At 53.8% G+C, this 15,902-nt stretch carries 15 protein-coding genes and 1 pseudogene; 6 read left to right on the top strand and 10 right to left on the bottom strand.

The features are described 5' to 3' along the window. The 6 genes from CKQ54_RS24880 to CKQ54_RS24905 all read right to left on the bottom strand — a co-directional run bounded on the left by CKQ54_RS24880 (position 1) and on the right by CKQ54_RS24905 (position 6,638). Positions 1-807: an ABC transporter permease gene (locus CKQ54_RS24880; RefSeq protein ID WP_120163313.1), complete on the bottom strand. Its 807-nt coding sequence runs from the start codon at positions 805-807 to the stop codon at positions 1-3. Beyond that, entirely contained in the window at positions 797-1,729 is a 933-nt protein-coding gene (locus CKQ54_RS24885) for an ABC transporter permease (RefSeq protein WP_113876645.1), read from the bottom strand. The genes CKQ54_RS24880 and CKQ54_RS24885 overlap by 11 nt, the downstream gene beginning before the upstream one ends. Before the next feature lie 15 nt (positions 1,730-1,744). Continuing rightward, positions 1,745-2,767: an ABC transporter ATP-binding protein gene (locus CKQ54_RS24890; RefSeq protein ID WP_208644647.1), complete on the bottom strand. Its 1,023-nt coding sequence runs from the start codon at positions 2,765-2,767 to the stop codon at positions 1,745-1,747. Between the two features lie 156 nt (positions 2,768-2,923). Then, complete coding sequence (ydcS, locus tag CKQ54_RS24895; RefSeq protein ID WP_120163315.1) at positions 2,924-4,081, bottom strand: putative ABC transporter substrate-binding protein YdcS; 1,158 nt, start codon at positions 4,079-4,081, stop codon at positions 2,924-2,926. Between the two features lie 35 nt (positions 4,082-4,116). Further along, on the bottom strand, positions 4,117-5,580 hold the full coding sequence (locus tag CKQ54_RS24900) for a gamma-aminobutyraldehyde dehydrogenase (protein WP_120163316.1): 1,464 nt from the start codon (positions 5,578-5,580) through the stop codon (positions 4,117-4,119). A gap of 149 nt (positions 5,581-5,729) precedes the next feature. Continuing rightward, complete coding sequence (locus tag CKQ54_RS24905; RefSeq protein WP_112289580.1) at positions 5,730-6,638, bottom strand: LysR substrate-binding domain-containing protein; 909 nt, start codon at positions 6,636-6,638, stop codon at positions 5,730-5,732. A gap of 205 nt (positions 6,639-6,843) precedes the next feature. Here CKQ54_RS24905 and CKQ54_RS24910 point away from each other — a divergent pair, with 205 nt between their 5' ends. Further along, complete coding sequence (locus CKQ54_RS24910; protein ID WP_112289578.1) at positions 6,844-7,077, top strand: type II toxin-antitoxin system Phd/YefM family antitoxin; 234 nt, start codon at positions 6,844-6,846, stop codon at positions 7,075-7,077. A gap of 37 nt (positions 7,078-7,114) precedes the next feature. Continuing rightward, a complete protein-coding gene (locus tag CKQ54_RS24915) occupies positions 7,115-7,462 on the top strand; it encodes a type II toxin-antitoxin system RelE/ParE family toxin (RefSeq protein WP_120163317.1) in 348 nt (115 codons plus the stop codon). 58 nt (positions 7,463-7,520) lie between these two features. Here the strand turns inward: CKQ54_RS24915 and CKQ54_RS24920 are convergent, their stop codons facing one another. Then, the gene (locus tag CKQ54_RS24920) at positions 7,521-7,952 is read right to left on the bottom strand and encodes an OsmC family protein (RefSeq protein WP_112289575.1); all 432 of its coding nucleotides are present in this window, start codon (positions 7,950-7,952) and stop codon (positions 7,521-7,523) included. 133 nt (positions 7,953-8,085) lie between these two features. Between CKQ54_RS24920 and CKQ54_RS24925 the strand changes: the two genes are divergently transcribed. Together CKQ54_RS24925 and CKQ54_RS24930 are read left to right on the top strand one after the other, a co-directional pair. Next, positions 8,086-8,265: a YodC family protein gene (locus tag CKQ54_RS24925; protein WP_113876646.1), complete on the top strand. Its 180-nt coding sequence runs from the start codon at positions 8,086-8,088 to the stop codon at positions 8,263-8,265. A 215-nt stretch (positions 8,266-8,480) separates the two neighbouring features. Continuing rightward, the gene (locus CKQ54_RS24930) at positions 8,481-8,840 is read left to right on the top strand and encodes a hypothetical protein (RefSeq protein ID WP_120163318.1); all 360 of its coding nucleotides are present in this window, start codon (positions 8,481-8,483) and stop codon (positions 8,838-8,840) included. 71 nt (positions 8,841-8,911) lie between these two features. On the opposite strand, the pseudogene metQ reads toward CKQ54_RS24930, so the two are convergent. Together metQ and CKQ54_RS24940 are read right to left on the bottom strand one after the other, a co-directional pair. Continuing rightward, positions 8,912-9,726, bottom strand: a pseudogene (metQ, locus tag CKQ54_RS24935) (methionine ABC transporter substrate-binding lipoprotein MetQ). A 201-nt stretch (positions 9,727-9,927) separates the two neighbouring features. Then, a complete protein-coding gene (locus CKQ54_RS24940; protein ID WP_112289569.1) occupies positions 9,928-11,139 on the bottom strand; it encodes an MFS transporter in 1,212 nt (403 codons plus the stop codon). 453 nt (positions 11,140-11,592) lie between these two features. On the opposite strand from CKQ54_RS24940, the gene CKQ54_RS24945 reads away from it, so the two are divergent. Together CKQ54_RS24945 and CKQ54_RS24950 are read left to right on the top strand one after the other, a co-directional pair. Continuing rightward, a complete protein-coding gene (locus CKQ54_RS24945) occupies positions 11,593-12,819 on the top strand; it encodes an MASE1 domain-containing protein (protein WP_120163319.1) in 1,227 nt (408 codons plus the stop codon). A gap of 3 nt (positions 12,820-12,822) precedes the next feature. Next, positions 12,823-14,106, top strand: coding sequence for an HdeD family acid-resistance protein (locus tag CKQ54_RS24950; RefSeq protein ID WP_120163320.1), 1,284 nt, complete (start codon positions 12,823-12,825; stop codon positions 14,104-14,106). Here the strand turns inward: CKQ54_RS24950 and CKQ54_RS24955 are convergent. Then, on the bottom strand, positions 14,101-15,900 hold the full coding sequence (locus CKQ54_RS24955; protein WP_120163321.1) for an ABC transporter ATP-binding protein: 1,800 nt from the start codon (positions 15,898-15,900) through the stop codon (positions 14,101-14,103). The two genes, CKQ54_RS24950 and CKQ54_RS24955, sit on opposite strands and share 6 nt — an antisense overlap. Between the last annotated feature and the right edge of the window lie 2 nt (positions 15,901-15,902).

Here is a 15,902-nt window from a genome sequence, read left to right on the forward strand (position 1 = left end):
TTATTTGCCGTCACCGGCCACATCAGACCCGTTTCTTGTCAGATACCATGCGCCCAAAATCGGGATCATGGTCAGTACCATCAGGCACAGCGCCACCACGTTGGTGACCGGCACTTCGCGCGGACGTCCCAGCTGATTGAGCAGCCAGATAGGCAGCGTGCGCTCGTGCCCGGCGGTGAAGGTGGTGACGATGATTTCATCGAAAGACAGCGCAAACGCCAGCATTCCGCCCGCCAGCAGCGCGGTGCTCAGGTTGGGTAAAATGATGTAGCGGAAGGTCTGCCAGCCGTCGGCGCCTAAATCCATCGATGCCTCGATCAGGCTGTGGGTGATGCGACGGAAACGGGCGATGACATTGTTATAAACAATCACCATGCAGAACGTGGCATGACCGATAACGATGGTCAGCATGCCCGGTTCGATTTGTGCGGCGTGAAACGCGTTGAGCAGCGCCAGCCCGGTGATGATCCCCGGCAAGGCAATCGGCAGCATGAACAGCAAGGTGATACTGTTTTTGCCGAAGAAATTGCGCCGGTACAGCGCCGCTGCTGCCAGCGTGCCCAGCACCATCGCAATCACCGTGGCGTAACAGGCGATTTGCACCGAGAGCCAGACGGCGTCGAGAATGTCATGTCTCCCCGCCGCCACCGCGAACCAGTGCAGCGTGAAGCCTTTTGGCGGAAAACTGAACGCCGCGTCTTCAGTGTTAAAGGCGTAGACCGCGATGATCAGCAGCGGGAAATGCAGGAAAACCAGCCCGCCCCATGCGGACAGTTTGAGTAACCAGGGTGCGCGTTTAGAGTGCATCGAAAGCTCCCAGTCGTTTAACCATCGACAGATAAACAGCAATCAGCACAATCGGCACCAGCGTGAACGCCGCCGCCATCGGCATATTGCCAATCGACCCCTGCTGGGAATACACCATATTGCCGATGTAATACCCCGGCGGCCCCACCAGCTGCGGGATGATGTAATCGCCCAGCGTCAGGGAGAAGGTGAAAATCGAACCCGCGGCAATACCCGGCACCGCCAGCGGGAAGATGACATAGCGCAACGTCTGCCAGGGTTTTGCCCCCAGATCTTCGGATGCCTGGATCAGGGACGGCGGCAGACGTTCAAGCGCTGCCTGGATCGGCAAAATCATAAACGGCAGCCAGATGTACACGAACACCCAGAAGCGCCCGATCCCCGACGTTGACAGCGTATTGCCGCCGATACCCGGCAGACTCAGCATCGCGGTCAGCAGCGGTTCCAGCCCGAGATGTTCAAGGAACCATTGCAGCACACCGCCTTTGGAAAGCAGCAGCGTCCACGCATAGGCTTTGACGATGTAACTCGCCCACATCGGCAACATGATCGCGACATAGAAGAAGGCTTTTTTCTTGCCCGTAATGTAGCGCGCCATGTAATAAGCAATCGGAAACGCCAGAACCGCGCTGAAAAACGACACCAGCAGCGCCATGCTCACCGTGCGGATAATGATGTCGGCGTTCACCGGATCAAACAGCGCGCGCAGATTCGCGGTGGTCAGCGTCGAGGACACCGTCATGGTGAAATCGTCGAAGGTATACAAACCCTGCCACAGCAGCGCAAACAACGAACCTAAATAGATGGCACCGAACCACAACAGCGGCGGAACCAGCAGCAGCGCCAGATAAAATCCGGGGCGATGATGCAGGAAAGTGATCAGCGCCCGGCCACGCCGCGCCCGCTTCTCGTAAGGAGTCATACTGATATCCATCGTTTAACCCTCAAGCAGCGCCACCATGGCGTCCCGGTTCCAGCACGCCACCACCGGTTGCCCGGTCTGGAAGTGGGTTTGCAGGCTGGCCGCCAGATTATTCGGTTCACTGACAAACAGCCGCTCACCGCCATTCAGCGCCAGTTCGTAGCGCGTCGCCGCCCCCTGAAAATGGATATCTTTCAGGATGGCACTGACCTGCACGATACTGCTGTCAGCTTGCGGTTGCGGCGTCAGGCGGATATGTTCCGGACGAATCGAACGGCTGCCGGCAAGGCCGGTGAGCCTGAGGGAGAGATCGGAATTAAGCACATTGGCGGTACCGACAAACTGCGCGACAAACGCCGTGCGCGGATTGAGATACAGCTCGCGCGGTGAATCCACCTGCTCGATGCGCCCGTTGTTAAACACCGCCACGCGGTCCGACATCGACAGCGCTTCACTCTGATCATGCGTGACGAAAATGAAGGTAATGCCCAGTTCACGTTGCAGTTTTTTCAGCTCGCCCTGCATCTGCTCTCGCAGTTTGAGATCGAGCGCGCCGAGCGGTTCATCGAGCAGCAGAACGCTGGGCTGATTGACCAGCGCACGCGCCAGAGCCACGCGCTGACGCTGACCGCCGGACAAAAACGCCGGTTTGCGCGCCGCAGTAAAACCGAGCGCCACCCGTTCCAGCGCTTCCAGCGCGCGGATATTGCGTTCTTTTTTGCCCACGCCTTTCACCATCAGGCCATACGCGACGTTCTCCAGCACGGTCATGTGCGGAAACAACGCGTAATCCTGAAAGACGGTATTCACATCCCTCTCATACGGCGCGAGTTTTGTGGCCTCTTTGCCATGAATGCGGATGGAACCGGATGACAGCGTTTCAAACCCGGCAATCAGGCGCAGACAGGTGGTTTTACCCGAGCCAGAAGGCCCGAGCATGGAAAAGAATTCGCCGTCCTGAATATCGATCGACACATTATCGACGGCTTTGGTTTCCCCGAATATTCGGGAAACATTGATAAATTGTACGGCGGGCATAGTCAGCTCCCGGTTTCAAAGTTTTCACTGGAATACGCAACATCATTTGAGTCGCAGGAAGGCGGCAAACTCACGAATCCCGATGAGCTGACACAGGTCAGTGATTCGGGTGAGAGAGTGCAGCCAACGCATCTGCGGCGCAAAGGATGCCGCGTATTAACGGCCGCCCATGATGGCGATATAGTCTTGAGTCCATTTACTGTATGGAACGAACTTGCCGCCTTCGGACTGCGGGGTTTTCCAGAATGAAATCGACGCGAATTTATCGAAGCCGTTGGTCTGACAGCCTTCTGCGCCTAACAACGGGCTGGCTTTACAACCCGCCGGAACCGCAGGCACGGAACCAAACCAGGCGGCGACGTCGCCCTGCACTTTCGGTTCAAGCGACCAGTTCATCCACTGATAAGCGCAGTTCGGATGTTCGGAATCTGCCGCGAGCATGGAGGTATCCGCCCAGCCGGTAACGCCTTCTTTCGGAAACACGGTGGCAATCGGCTGCTTCTCGCCTTTCAGTGAGTTGGCCTGATACGGCCATGAGGAACTGGCGACCACACCTTCGTTTTTGAAATCGCTCATCTGCACGGAGGCGTCGTGCCAGTAACGGTGGATCAGCGGATGCTGGGCACGCAGCAGTTTCAGCACGGCCTGATACTGGGTTTCATTGAGCTGATACGGATCTTCAATTTTGAGATCTGGCTGGGTACTTTTCAGGTACAGCGCGGCATCGGCAATGGCGATCGGACCGTCATAGGCCTGAACGCGCCCCTGATTCGGTTTGCCATCTGGCAGGTTTTGCGGCACAAAAATCACCGCCCAGCTGTCCGGCGGTGTCGGGAATGTTTTAGTGTTATACATCAGCAGGTTCGGCCCCCACTGGTATGGTGTGCCGTAGACTTTGCCGCCTACGTTAAACCATGCGCCTTTGGTCAGGCGCGGATCGACGTTTTTCCAGTTAGGGATCAGCGCAGGATTGATCGGCTGCACGCGTTTACCGTAAATCAGACGCAGCGATGCGTCGCCGGACGCCGTCACCAGGTCATAGCCGCCCTTCGCCATCAGGCTGACCATTTCATCGGACGTCGCCGCGGTTTTCACATTCACTTTGCAGCTGGTTTGTTTTTCGAACTGCGTCACCCAGTCATAATTTTTGTCACTTTCGCCGCGCTCAATATATCCCGGCCACGCAACAATATTTAACTGGCCTTCGCCTTTGCCAATACTGGTGGGTGCGTCGGCAGCCAGCGCGCTATTTAAGAAACTCAGCAGGCCCAAACAAATAGCAGATAAAGCGTAAACACCTTTGTTCTTATTCATCGCTTACTCCTGTCCTGTCGTCGTAAATGTTGTTTTTAGAATTGAGGTTTGAACTTCGCCATGATGTGTCTGACTACGCTGTAGTCCTGTAAGGAATAACTGGAAAGATCGTTGCCGTAGCCGGAGCGTTTCAGTCCGCCGTGCGGCATTTCACTGACCAGGGAAAAGTGGGTGTTAATCCACGTGGTGCCATATTGCAGATGCGAGGAAATCTGCATGGCGAGGTCGATATTTTGTGTCCAGACTGAGGAAGCCAGTCCGTATTCAGATTCGTTGGCCCAGCTGACGACCTGCTCAAGCGAGTCAAAACGCGTCACGCTGACCACCGGCCCGAACACTTCGCGCTGGACGATTTCATCACTTTGCAGACAGCCCGCCAGCAGCGTCGGCTGGTAATAAAAACCGGAACCGGAATGGGATGCCGCGCCGGTAATCCGCTCGATATGCGGCTGACTCAGCGCCCGCTCGACAAAGCTGGAGACGCGGTCACGCTGTCTGGCACTGATCAGCGGTCCCATAAAGTTTTCGCTGTCGTTCTTTTTGGCGAACGGCAACTGAGCAATGGCGTCGCCCAGTTTTTCCACCAGACGTTCGTAGATCCCGGCCTGCGCATAAACGCGGCAGGCGGAGGTGCAATCCTGTCCGGCGTTGTAGTAGCCCCAGGTGCTGACGGCGTGGACCACATCGTCAATATCCGCGTCATTACACACAATTACCGGCGCTTTACCGCCCAGCTCAAGATGAGTGCGTTTTACGGTTTTAACTGCGGCCTGCAAAATCCGTTGTCCGGTGACGATATCGCCGGTCAGGGAAATCAAACGAACGTGAGAATGGCTGACCAGTGCGTTGCCGACGCTTTCTCCGCTGCCGGTGATCACGTTGAGCACGCCCGGCGGCAGGATGTCCTGCAAGGCAGGCAGTAAGGCAAGAATGGTCAGGGGAGTATGTTCAGAAGGCTTGAAAACGACGGTGTTTCCAGCGGCCAGCGCTGGTGCGATTTTCCAGGCCGACATCATCAGCGGATAATTCCACGGGGCGATAGAAGCGACAACGCCAAGCGGGTCACGGCGTACCATCGAGGTATGACCGGGCAGATATTCACCGGATAATTGCCCCTGCTGACACCGGACAGCACCGGCGAAAAAACGGAAGACATCCACGGCGGCAGGCAGATCGTCATTCAGCGCCTGATGCAGCGGTTTGCCGCAGTTTAAGGCTTCAAGACGCGCCAGCTGCGGCGCCTGCTTTTCGATAGCATCGGCAATGCGCAAAAGGAGAGTGGCGCGTTCGGCAGGCGTGGTACGTGACCAGCGGGTAAACGCCTGACTGGCGGCGTTAACGGCCATATCGACCTGCGCCAGCGACGTTTCCGCCACTTCTGCAATCACCTCGCCGGTGGCGGGATTAAAAATACTCTGCGTTGCGCCCTCGCCATGCAGAAGGTCGCCGTTGATCGCGTGTTTATCAGAGAAACTGGCAACAAATTCTGCATCCGACATCGTACTGCCCCTCAGAGAAGTCAGTCATAGGGAATTAACAAAAATGTTATTAGCTAGTAACAAAACCGCTAATTCACATTAGGTAATTTCTCTGAGGGCAACAAATAGCAATTACTGAAGGCTGCGTTCGGAAAAAACGAATGCTCCGGTTATGACGGTTTTCTTTTGGCGCTGTTTTCTCGGGCGATCGTCAGAAACGGCGTCACCAGTTCAGGCCGCGCACTGCCGCGACGCCATGCCAGTCCGATGTCCAGCGGTTCGATGGAATCCTCAAGCTTGCTGGCTTCGATCATATTCCCTTCCAGTGACCAGGCGCGGTAAGCCATGTCCGGCTGTACTGATACGCCCAACCCGGCAGCCACCAGACTGCGCACCGCCTCGGTTGACGCGGTTTTCATCGCAATATTGGGCTTGAGTCCGGCCCGCGCCCACAGCCGCTGCGCGTGTTTTTCCATCTCATCCACGTTGAGCTGGATCAGCGGTTCATTGGCAATATCCGCCAGAGAAATACTTTCCCGCTCCAGCAGCGGATGCAACGGCGGCAGCCACAGACGGTACGAAGAATGGGTCAGAACCTCGGTTTGCAGCGCGTCACGATCTTCCAGATTTGAAAGGATCAGCACACCGATGTCGATCTCGCCGCTGACCAGCAGATGCTCGATATACTGGCGTTCATCCTCGACCACTTTGACATCGACATTCGGGTAATAGGCGTTGAATTGTTTGAGTAAATCCACCAAAAAGTATCCGGCCACCAGACTGGTCACGCCCAGCGTCAGCTGACCGGTGACATTTTCGGTCCCCATTTGCAGGCTGCGTTTGGCGTTATCGACGGTGGCCAGAATAAGATATGACTGGCGTAAAAACTGATGCCCCTGATGGGTCAGCGTCATCCCTTTGGCATGGCGGTCAAACAGCCGCGCCTCGGTTTCCGTCTCAAGTTGCTGAATCGCCTGTGTCAGCGAGGACTGTGAAACAAAAGAGGCCTGTGCGGCAGCGGATATCGATCCGGTTTCAGCAACGGCAATAAAATGGCGGATCTGGCGCAGTGTCAGCATAACGGCTCTCTCATCGCATTAAAAAACCGAATCCTGTGCGGCAGCATTCGGTTTTTGGGAATGATCAAGTAATGGCAAAGAGGGGATTTTTGTCAAACCGGGTACAGGCGTTTTGCGAGGCGTACCGGAGAATGGGAAACTTACTTTGCAAGCAGTCTTTAAAAGAACTATATTTAGACCGTAAAACTTGGCGGAGAAATTAAACATGCAAATACAGACTATCAGCTTCGTAAAGAAGCATGCTGCTGTACTTGATTTATCACAACCGATACTGGTCACTCAGAATGGTGAACCGGCTTACGTGATTGAATCCTTTGAAGACAGACAAAAAAGGGATGAAACCATTGCTTTACTCAAGCTGCTTACACTGGCAGAAAATGATAAAGCAGAAAGCCGGACATTCACGAGAGAACAGTTGTTAGCAGATCTTGCCAGATGAATCTCTCATCTGATCTGCTGATTATTGGGATCAATTTATGTCTGCGACGAAAAGTAAAATCACTATTGAGTACCTGCAAACTGTAAAGTTGTCTATTGATGAAATTGCGTCGTTCCAGACCTCACAGGGAAACGATGCGCTAAAAATCATCAACGAAGTGTTGGATGAGTTTGAAGCAAAAGTGAAAGTTTTTCCTTTGTCCTGCCCGGTTGCACCCGATCTCGCCGCGCTGGGTATCATCAAATTTCGCGAATGTAATACATTGAATGGTTACCGCATCATTTATACCTATGATGAATCGGCAAACCTTATCTACGTGTACGTGCTTCTTTCGCAGCGGCAAAATGTTCAGGAACTGTTGTTTAAAAAGTTGATCATGGGCTAACAACAGAAAAGCCACGCAAACTTCGCGTGGCTTTCAGATTCAAAACTTCATTCTTTCATCAATTTTCAAGCTGATACGTCAGCGTGATTTCTGCGTTCAGTACCTTAGAAACCGGGCAACCGGCTTTGGCTTTTTTGATGATTTCGTCGAATTTGTCTTTATCGATACCCGGCAATTTCACTTTGCTGTCGAGCGCGATTTTAGTGATCGCAAAGCCGCCATCCACTTTATCCAGTGAAACATCTGCGACAGTATCAATGCTTTCTGGCGTGTGCCCTGCTTCGCCGAGCATGAGCGAAAGTGCCATTGAGAAGCAGGCTGAATGCGCTGCTGCTATTAATTCTTCCGGGTTGGTGCCGGGTTTTCCTTCAAAACGGGTGTTGAAACCATAAGGCTGGTCCTTCAGCGCGCCGCTCTCAGAAGAGATGTGACCTTTACCGTGTTTAATGTCACCTTCCCAATGCGCTTGCCCTTTCTTATGAATGGTCATGTTTTCCTCCTGTTTGTATTACATTCACTTTAAGTATAGCTTCAGATCCGTGTTTCGCGAGGATGGCGCGGCTATGCGGCCTGCGGGCACGTTTTTCCATCATTACAACGTCATTGAAAACAGAGGCAAAAATATGTTTAACCCCCAAGATATCGTTCAGTCCAAAACCGGCGGCCCGAAACTGGTCGTACAGCGTGTTGAAGGCGACACCCTGTGGTGTACGCGTCAGGACGACTTCGGCGCAACGGAAATTGAAGTGAAAGCGGATACCGTGAGCCTGTACCACGAAGAAGGCGATTTCGGCGTTTGCTGATCCCGTTTTGCTTCCTGCCTTTGGCTGCCACTGGCGGCCTTTTTGACTGCCTGTGAATGGCTGAAACTCAGACTGGAATAGTCCTTCCTCGGGGATGGCCGGAATCATGCGTATGAATGTATTGATTAGCCATAATCATAATTTCCAATTATGTAAGATTCTGAATATAGTAGTCGGAAATTACAGAGAATTATCGGATGAAGGAACCGGCCATAATGAATAAGCATTTTGCGTGGATGTCTGTCGTTGTCGCTGCCGCATTTTTAAGCGGATGTGCGCAACAAACAGTTAAAAACGCCGAGCAGGATCAGTCAGCACTTAACTCCCGTTGCTACACTGAGTTCAAAGCACTTCAGACGCTGGATAAAAACGCTTTCAATGTCTACAAGCAGCAATTTAATCAGCTCAATGAGGCGTATGCCGTTTATAAAACCAATGCTTCGCTGATCAACAAAGACTCTAAGGAAATGTTTGCTCTTGAATTAAAAGACAAGCAAACCCTTATCTGTGCCCGTGTTAAAAGCGCCGTGTTCAATAACATGAATCAGCGTTCTCAGATGCTCAACGATATCTAAAAGATTTCAGTATTGAATCCTGAGATTCCACAATCTCAGGATTCAATGATTCCCGCCTTACCAGATATCCATTACCAGCCTTTCACCGCATCGCCGTGATAAATAGCATCTGCCGCTTTGATAGTGGCGTCAGTCTGATAGGCTTCCACCAGTTCCTTCACTGCCTGACTGTCTTTATTATCTTCACGCGCCACAATGATATTCACGTAAGGGGAATCTTTATCTTCCACAAAGAGCCCGTTTTTACCCGGCGTCAGTCCGACCTGGCCTGAATAGGTAGTATTGATGATCGCCAGCTCGATTTTGTCATCATCAATAGCGCGGGTCAGCTGAGGCGCTTCGATCTCAACAATCTTCAGATGTTTTGGATTTTCGGTAATATCCAGCGACGTCGGCAGCAAACCTGTGCCCTCTTTCAGTTTGATCAACCCGACTTTTTGCAGCAGTAACAATGAGCGGCCAAGGTTAGTCGGATCGTTAGCTACACAGCCACCTGTGCGTTATCACTCAACTGGTCGATGGATTTAATTTTGCGCGAGTAACCGGCGATCGGATAAACGAACGTTTTACCCACTTCCACCAGCTTATAGCCACGCTCTTTGATTTGTTTATCCAGATAAGGGCGATGCTGGAAGGAGTTAACGTCGATATCGCCGCTGCTCAGCGCGGAATTAGGCAATACGAAATCGTTGAATGTCACCACTTCGACATCCAGATTGTATTTGTCTTTGGCCGTTTTTTTGATGGTTTCCCACATCTGCTGATCGATACCGGCACTGATCCCGACCTTGATGTGATTCTCATTAGATTTTTGATCACAGGCAGTCAGCGCCAGAACGCCCGCCAGAGATAAAGCCAGAACAGATAATTTTAATATTGTGCGCATAAGGTTTACTCTTTCCGTGAATAAATTTTCAAGTTGAAACAGACTGTTAAGCCGACAGTGTTTCAAATCGCTTCCCGCGCGGCAAATACGAAAAAGAAATAATCTAATGCAAACCCGCCAGAAATAAACAAAGCCCGCAATATGCGGGCCTTGGCAAGGCAGAAATTTCAAATGTGGAAAGATTTCCTGATCGTTATCCGATCATTCTGAAGCACCGTGCAATGTCACAGGCTGAGGACGGGAGAGGAAAATCGTGATCCCCGCCAGCAATGTCAGCACACCGCCAAGCAGGAAGGCGCTGCTCACGCCCGAATTGTCTGCGAGGATCCCGCCAAACAATGCGCCAAGCGCCAGCGAGGTCTGGAAAACACACACCAGCAGCGCCGAACCGGTTTCGAAAAGCGCAGGCGACGCCTGATACGTCCAGATATTCAGACACACCGGCAACGCGCCAAACGCTAATCCCCAGAGGATCACCAGCGCACAGGCCAGTGCTAACGGCACCTGGAACAGCGACAACACCAGCACAGAAACACTCAGCAGCAGCATATTGAGCATAAACGCTCTCTTTACACCGAACTCGCGAACACTGATTTCAGTCGTCAGCGTACCCACCAGCCCGGCAACACCGTAGCCCATCAGCAACAACGAGATATCACTGGCGGAAAGATGCAGATTGAAGCGCAGCCAGGGTTCGAGGTAGGTATAGGCCGCAAAATGACCGCCCGCCATGAAGATGCCGATGATAAGCGCGTAACGGATCCCCGCGACTTTAGTGACGCCCAGCATCGCGCGCAGGCCGATAGATTGCTGAGCGGGCAACGACGGCAGCGCCAGCCATTGCAGTACGAAGAAGACCAGCGCCAGCACGGCATTGAGGGTAAATGCCATGCGCCAGCCAAACAGATCCCCGATAAACGCGCCCGCCGGTACGCCCGCGACCGTCCCGACTGCCACGCCTGCGGTGATCAGCGAAATAGCGCGTGCGCCCTGCTCTTCGGACACCAGTCGCCGCCCGGACGGAATAGCAAACGACCAGAAGCCCCCCACGCCGACGCCCAGAATAATGCGTCCGATCAGCAAAATGTTGAATGAGTCCGCCATGACGGCAATACCGTTGGCCACAATGACCGTCGCGGAAAGCAGCAACAGCAGATTGCGACGGTCCATTTTGCGGGCAAACAGCATGATCAGCGGCGCAGAAATTGCCGCCACTAAACCGGGCAGCATCACCGCCAGTCCGGCATGACCTTCAGTGACACCCAGAGATTGCGCGATCGGCGAAAGTAATCCGATCGGCAGAAATTCGGTATTAACCAGCGCGAATGTGCCGCAGGCCAGTGAGAATACCGCCAGCCAGCGGCGGAATGCAGAGGTTTCTGGCCGGGTGTCCAGCGATGAGCACTCAGTCATTTATTATCCTTATCCCCTTCATTCTTCAAATTGCAGATGCATTGGCTGCACTTGCTCACCCGAATCACTTACTTTAGTAAGCTCATCGGGATTCACTCGCTTGCCGCCTTCCTGCAATTCGAATTATTTCGGGTATGTTGTTTTGTAATTAGAACGTAATAAACGTGATCACTATCACAGGGTCAAGGCATTTTCATAATGACTGTTAGGGTATTTCTTATCCGCCATGCAGATAAGCCAGTCCCCGCCTGCGATGCGGGCTGCAGAGGCGTGCGGACGCAAAAACGAAAAAGGCACATACAGATAACGCCGATCAGAAAATTCCTCCACATATAAGTATGTTGTAACTAATTCGTGTAACAGGATCCCAGTATTCTAAAATCCTCTCAGCAGGATCCATTTGTTCTACGCTTTAGCTACAACTCAACGCGTGGAATCTGCCCCGAGGTCACTGTGTCTCCTGCTAAATTCTGTCTGCAACTGCTGGTTTGGTGCCTGCTCTATTTTTCCCTCGGGTACATCTCTCTGTTTCTGGATGATCCCGCGAGCCGGGTTTCGTTTGTCTGGTTTCCTGCCGGCCTCGCCGTCGCCGCGTTTCTGCTAACACCGCGCCGGTTCTGGCCGCCTCTGTTTGTTGGGCTGTTAATCGTGCGTACGATTCTGGATGTCACGATGCGGCACTCGCTTGAGACTTCGCTGGTGCATTCGGTGATTTCACTCGGGAATGATTTCGCCATCGCCTGGTTTGTGCGGCGCTTCAGGCGCCCGGATGACATGCTGTATAACGTGTTGATCTGGCTGTGCGCCACTGTGGTAATCAGCGCCTTCGCCGCCGCTGCTGGTGCGGGATGGGTGCTGTTTCGTCACAATATCAATTTTGTTCAGACGCTGTGGATCTGGTGGTCAGCGAATGTGGTCGGCACCATTTTACTGACCACCATTATCATGGGCTTATTCTGGAAGCCGGAACCCTTTGTTCTGCGTAAATGTCTGACTGGCGGCGGATTATGGATAGCGTTATGTCTCAGCGCTGCCTGGGTTTTCAGTCAGCCTTTTGGTGATGCCCGCAGCGAAGCGCTACATTTTATCCTGGCCTGCATCCCGGTCATGATTATGATTGCCATCCCGGTTGTCAGTGGTAACCGGCCCGGTGCGCTCTCCTTTCTCACCTTTTGTGTGATTGTCATCTATTGCTCCTGGCACCGTCTTGGTCCGCTGTTTATTCCGGGCTTACGGACGGGAGAACCGCTGTTGCTGGCGCAGTGCTATCTCTCAGGTACTGCACTGCTGCTGAATTTTGTGTACGTGCTTAAGCGGCATGTGCCGGGCATGGTGTCCTCATATTATCTGATCCCGCACAGCGGCCGTCTCACCTGGGACCAGACTTCATCAACATCGCTTACGCAACATCTTCTGAAGCTCCATCATGTGGATCAGCTTCTGGCCCTGCTTTTACCTGACGATCAAAAACGAATGCGCGCCCGCTGGGAAACGATCAGCCACGGCGGCAGCGTAACAGACACGTTCTCTTTCCTGATACGGCTCTCACCGGCAATAAAAATACAGCTTCAGGAAACGAAACTGACCGGCCTGCCGCAACCGGAAGGTGTGGTGATTATTGGCTCCTGGTCAGAAGAATTGCCCAACCGGGCATTCACCCGCACGGTCAGGGAGGCGTAAACGATGCTGCAACTTGCGCTGTTGTTGATGGGTGCCAATTTTGTGCGTAAATCCGCGCCGGTTCTGGCCATTATTGGCGTGTTATGGGGCGGACTGGGCGTGACTGTTTTTATGGATGGTCTGGAAGGAATGCGCTACTTTCCTTTTCATGTCTTCGGTCTGATCCTGCTGGCAGAAAGTCTGGTGACGCTCTTTCTGGCCGGAGGTGCCGCCGGGGCGAAGAAGTCAGTGTTCTATTTTAAGGGCGGCATATTTTGCTTTATCGCCGTGCTGATCCTTTCAGGTCGTGACAGCAGTAATCTGCTGCTGGCGATTTTGTTTGGTTTCGCGTTTTTCATCACCGGTCTTTTTGTGATGGCGTCGGCCTGGGTGGTGCGGTATGACCGCTGGCGTCAGGTGTTTTTCAGCGGCGTTGCGCAGCTGATTTTCGCCCTGTTTTTGTTCCTTCCCTATCCCACCCATCACCACGGCACGATTTCACAGTTTGTCGGCATGATCATGATCCTCGGGGGGATCCAGTGCATTCCGCTGGCCTACCGCGCCTTTAAAATGCGGGATGGCGTCACGCTTTCCGCCCTGATGGCGCCGCCCGGCCTGATCCCCGTCATCCCGCCGGTTTCGGTGAATAGCCGTTCTGAAGGTGCGCTGATTGTGCATATCTGGACACCGGAAGGCTCTGCGGCGAACTCCCCGGTTCCGCGCCCTGTGTTCAACCGTTATATCGCCGCCGTAGACGTGCATGGGGTGATTTCTACCGGCCATGCCGCGCTGGAAATGCCGCCGGATCTTTACATCAGCCTTTATCCGGCGGTCGATATTGAGCGTTCCCCCGCCGAGTTTTTCAATACTCTGAAAGCCATTCAGGAAAACAACGTGCCGGGGCTTTTCCAGAAGAGTTATGTCAGCGAAGCCGCGGGCTGGTGTGATTCAGACCGCAAAATTGTGTTCAGTGATTTTAACGCGCAGGCGTTGCAGCAGTTCTGGGATAGTTATCGCCAGCTGGTGATTTACAACCTGACCTGGCGCAACTGCTCCAGCAGCGTGGCTTACGGCCTTGAAGCCGCGCTTGAGGGCGTTATTTCCAGCCGCGGAGGCTGGCTGCATTTCCTGAAGTTATTTTTTATGCCTGAGTTGTGGATTGCCGCCCAGCTAAGAAAACGTGCCACCACCATGGCGTGGACGCCGGGTCTGATGCTCGATTACGCACGGGCCTTGCACGCGCTGGTGCATCCGGTCCGGCATTCGTGGTTCAGGCGCTGGCGACAGCTGGATAAATCGCAATCATAGCTGCACAAAATGCCCGTCACTGACTTCGCGGTAATGACGCGCCGGCGGCTCATAGGTGGCCGGACGCAGCGGGCTGGCGAGTTCTTCCGGCACCACAGTGCGTTTACGGTGAACATCCGGATCAGGCACCGGCACGGCGGCCAGCAGTTTACGGGTATACGCGTGCTGCGGATTATCGAAGACATCGGCACGCGAACCGATTTCAACGATTTCGCCCAGATACATGACCGCCACACGGTGGCTGATGCGCTCAACGACGGCCATATCGTGTGAGATAAACAGATACGAAAGGCCAAGTTCCTGCTGAAGATCGAGCATCAGATTGATCACCTGCGCTTTGACCGACACATCAAGCGCTGACACGGCCTCATCGGCGATGATCATTTTCGGTTCCAGCGCCAGCGCACGGGCAATGCAGATGCGCTGACGCTGTCCGCCGGAAAACTGATGCGGAAAACGTGTTGCCATATTGCTTTGCAATCCTACCTGTTCCAGCAGTTGCGCCACGCGATGCTTCGCGCTTTGTGCATCATGCAGCCCGAGGCTTATCATCGGTTCGGCAATCGCCTGGCCGATACGCATTCTCGGGTTCAGGCTTTCGTACGGATCCTGAAAAATCATCTGCGCCTGGGTGCGGATTTCCGCCAGCCGTGCGCTGTCCGCCCGGCGGATGTCTTGTCCGGCAATCAGCACGTCACCGGAGGTGGCTTCGGTGAGGCGTAAAATCGTGCGTCCGGTGGTGGATTTCCCGCAGCCGGATTCGCCGACCAGTGAAAGCGTTTCGCCCTGTTGCAGGCTGAATGACAGGTCTTCCACCGCATGTACCCGGGCAGAAACCCGGCGCAGCAGGCCGGATTTCACATCAAAACGCGTCACCAGATTTTTGACCTCCAGTACCGGCTGACCGGTGCGCAGCGTATCGACAGACTCCGCTACCGGCTGCGGTTCGCCGGTTTGCATGTCGGTGAGCGGGAAGCGTTTCGGCAACGTTATTCCCTTCATCGCGCCCAGTCGCGGCACCGCAGAAAGTAATGCCCGCGTGTAAGGATGTTTGGGCAGATGAAAGATTTCCCGCGTGGTCGCCTGTTCCACGGCTTCGCCCCGGTGCATCACCAGCGTGCGGTCCGCCACTTCCGCCACCACGCCCATATCGTGCGTGATGAACAGAACGGACATGCCCTCTTCCTCCTGCAACGATTTAATCAGCGCCAGAATTTGCGCCTGAATGGTCACATCCAGCGCCGTTGTGGGTTCGTCAGCAATCAGCAAACGCGGGTTACAGGCCAGCGCGATGGCGATCACCACGCGCTGACGCATGCCGCCGGAAAAGCTCAGCGGATATTCATTCAGCCGCGAGGTAGCGGCCGGAATACGCACTTTTTCCAGCAGGCGCACGGCTTCGGCGCGGGCGGTTTTATCGTCCATGCCGCGATGCCGTTTCAACACTTCGGTAATTTGCACGCCAATTTTCAGCACCGGATTCAGGCTGGTCATCGGCTCCTGAAAAATCATGCCGATACGGTTACCGCGAATGCTTTGCATCTGCGCACGGTTCAGGCTGAGTAAATCCTGGCCGTCAAACCGGATGCTGCCGGAATAACGGGTCTGTTTTTCATCCAGCAAACGCATGACGGACATCGCCGTGACGCTTTTACCGGAACCGGATTCACCCACCAGCGCCAGCGTTTCTTTCGGGCCAATCGAGAAGGAAAGATCCCGCACCACATTGAGCCATTCGCCGTCCACGGAAAACGCGGTATTCAGCTTATCGACCTGTAAAACCGGGTTGTGCATCA

The organism is Rahnella variigena (assembly GCF_003610915.1).
Classification (GTDB): Bacteria; Pseudomonadota; Gammaproteobacteria; order Enterobacterales; family Enterobacteriaceae; genus Rahnella; species Rahnella variigena.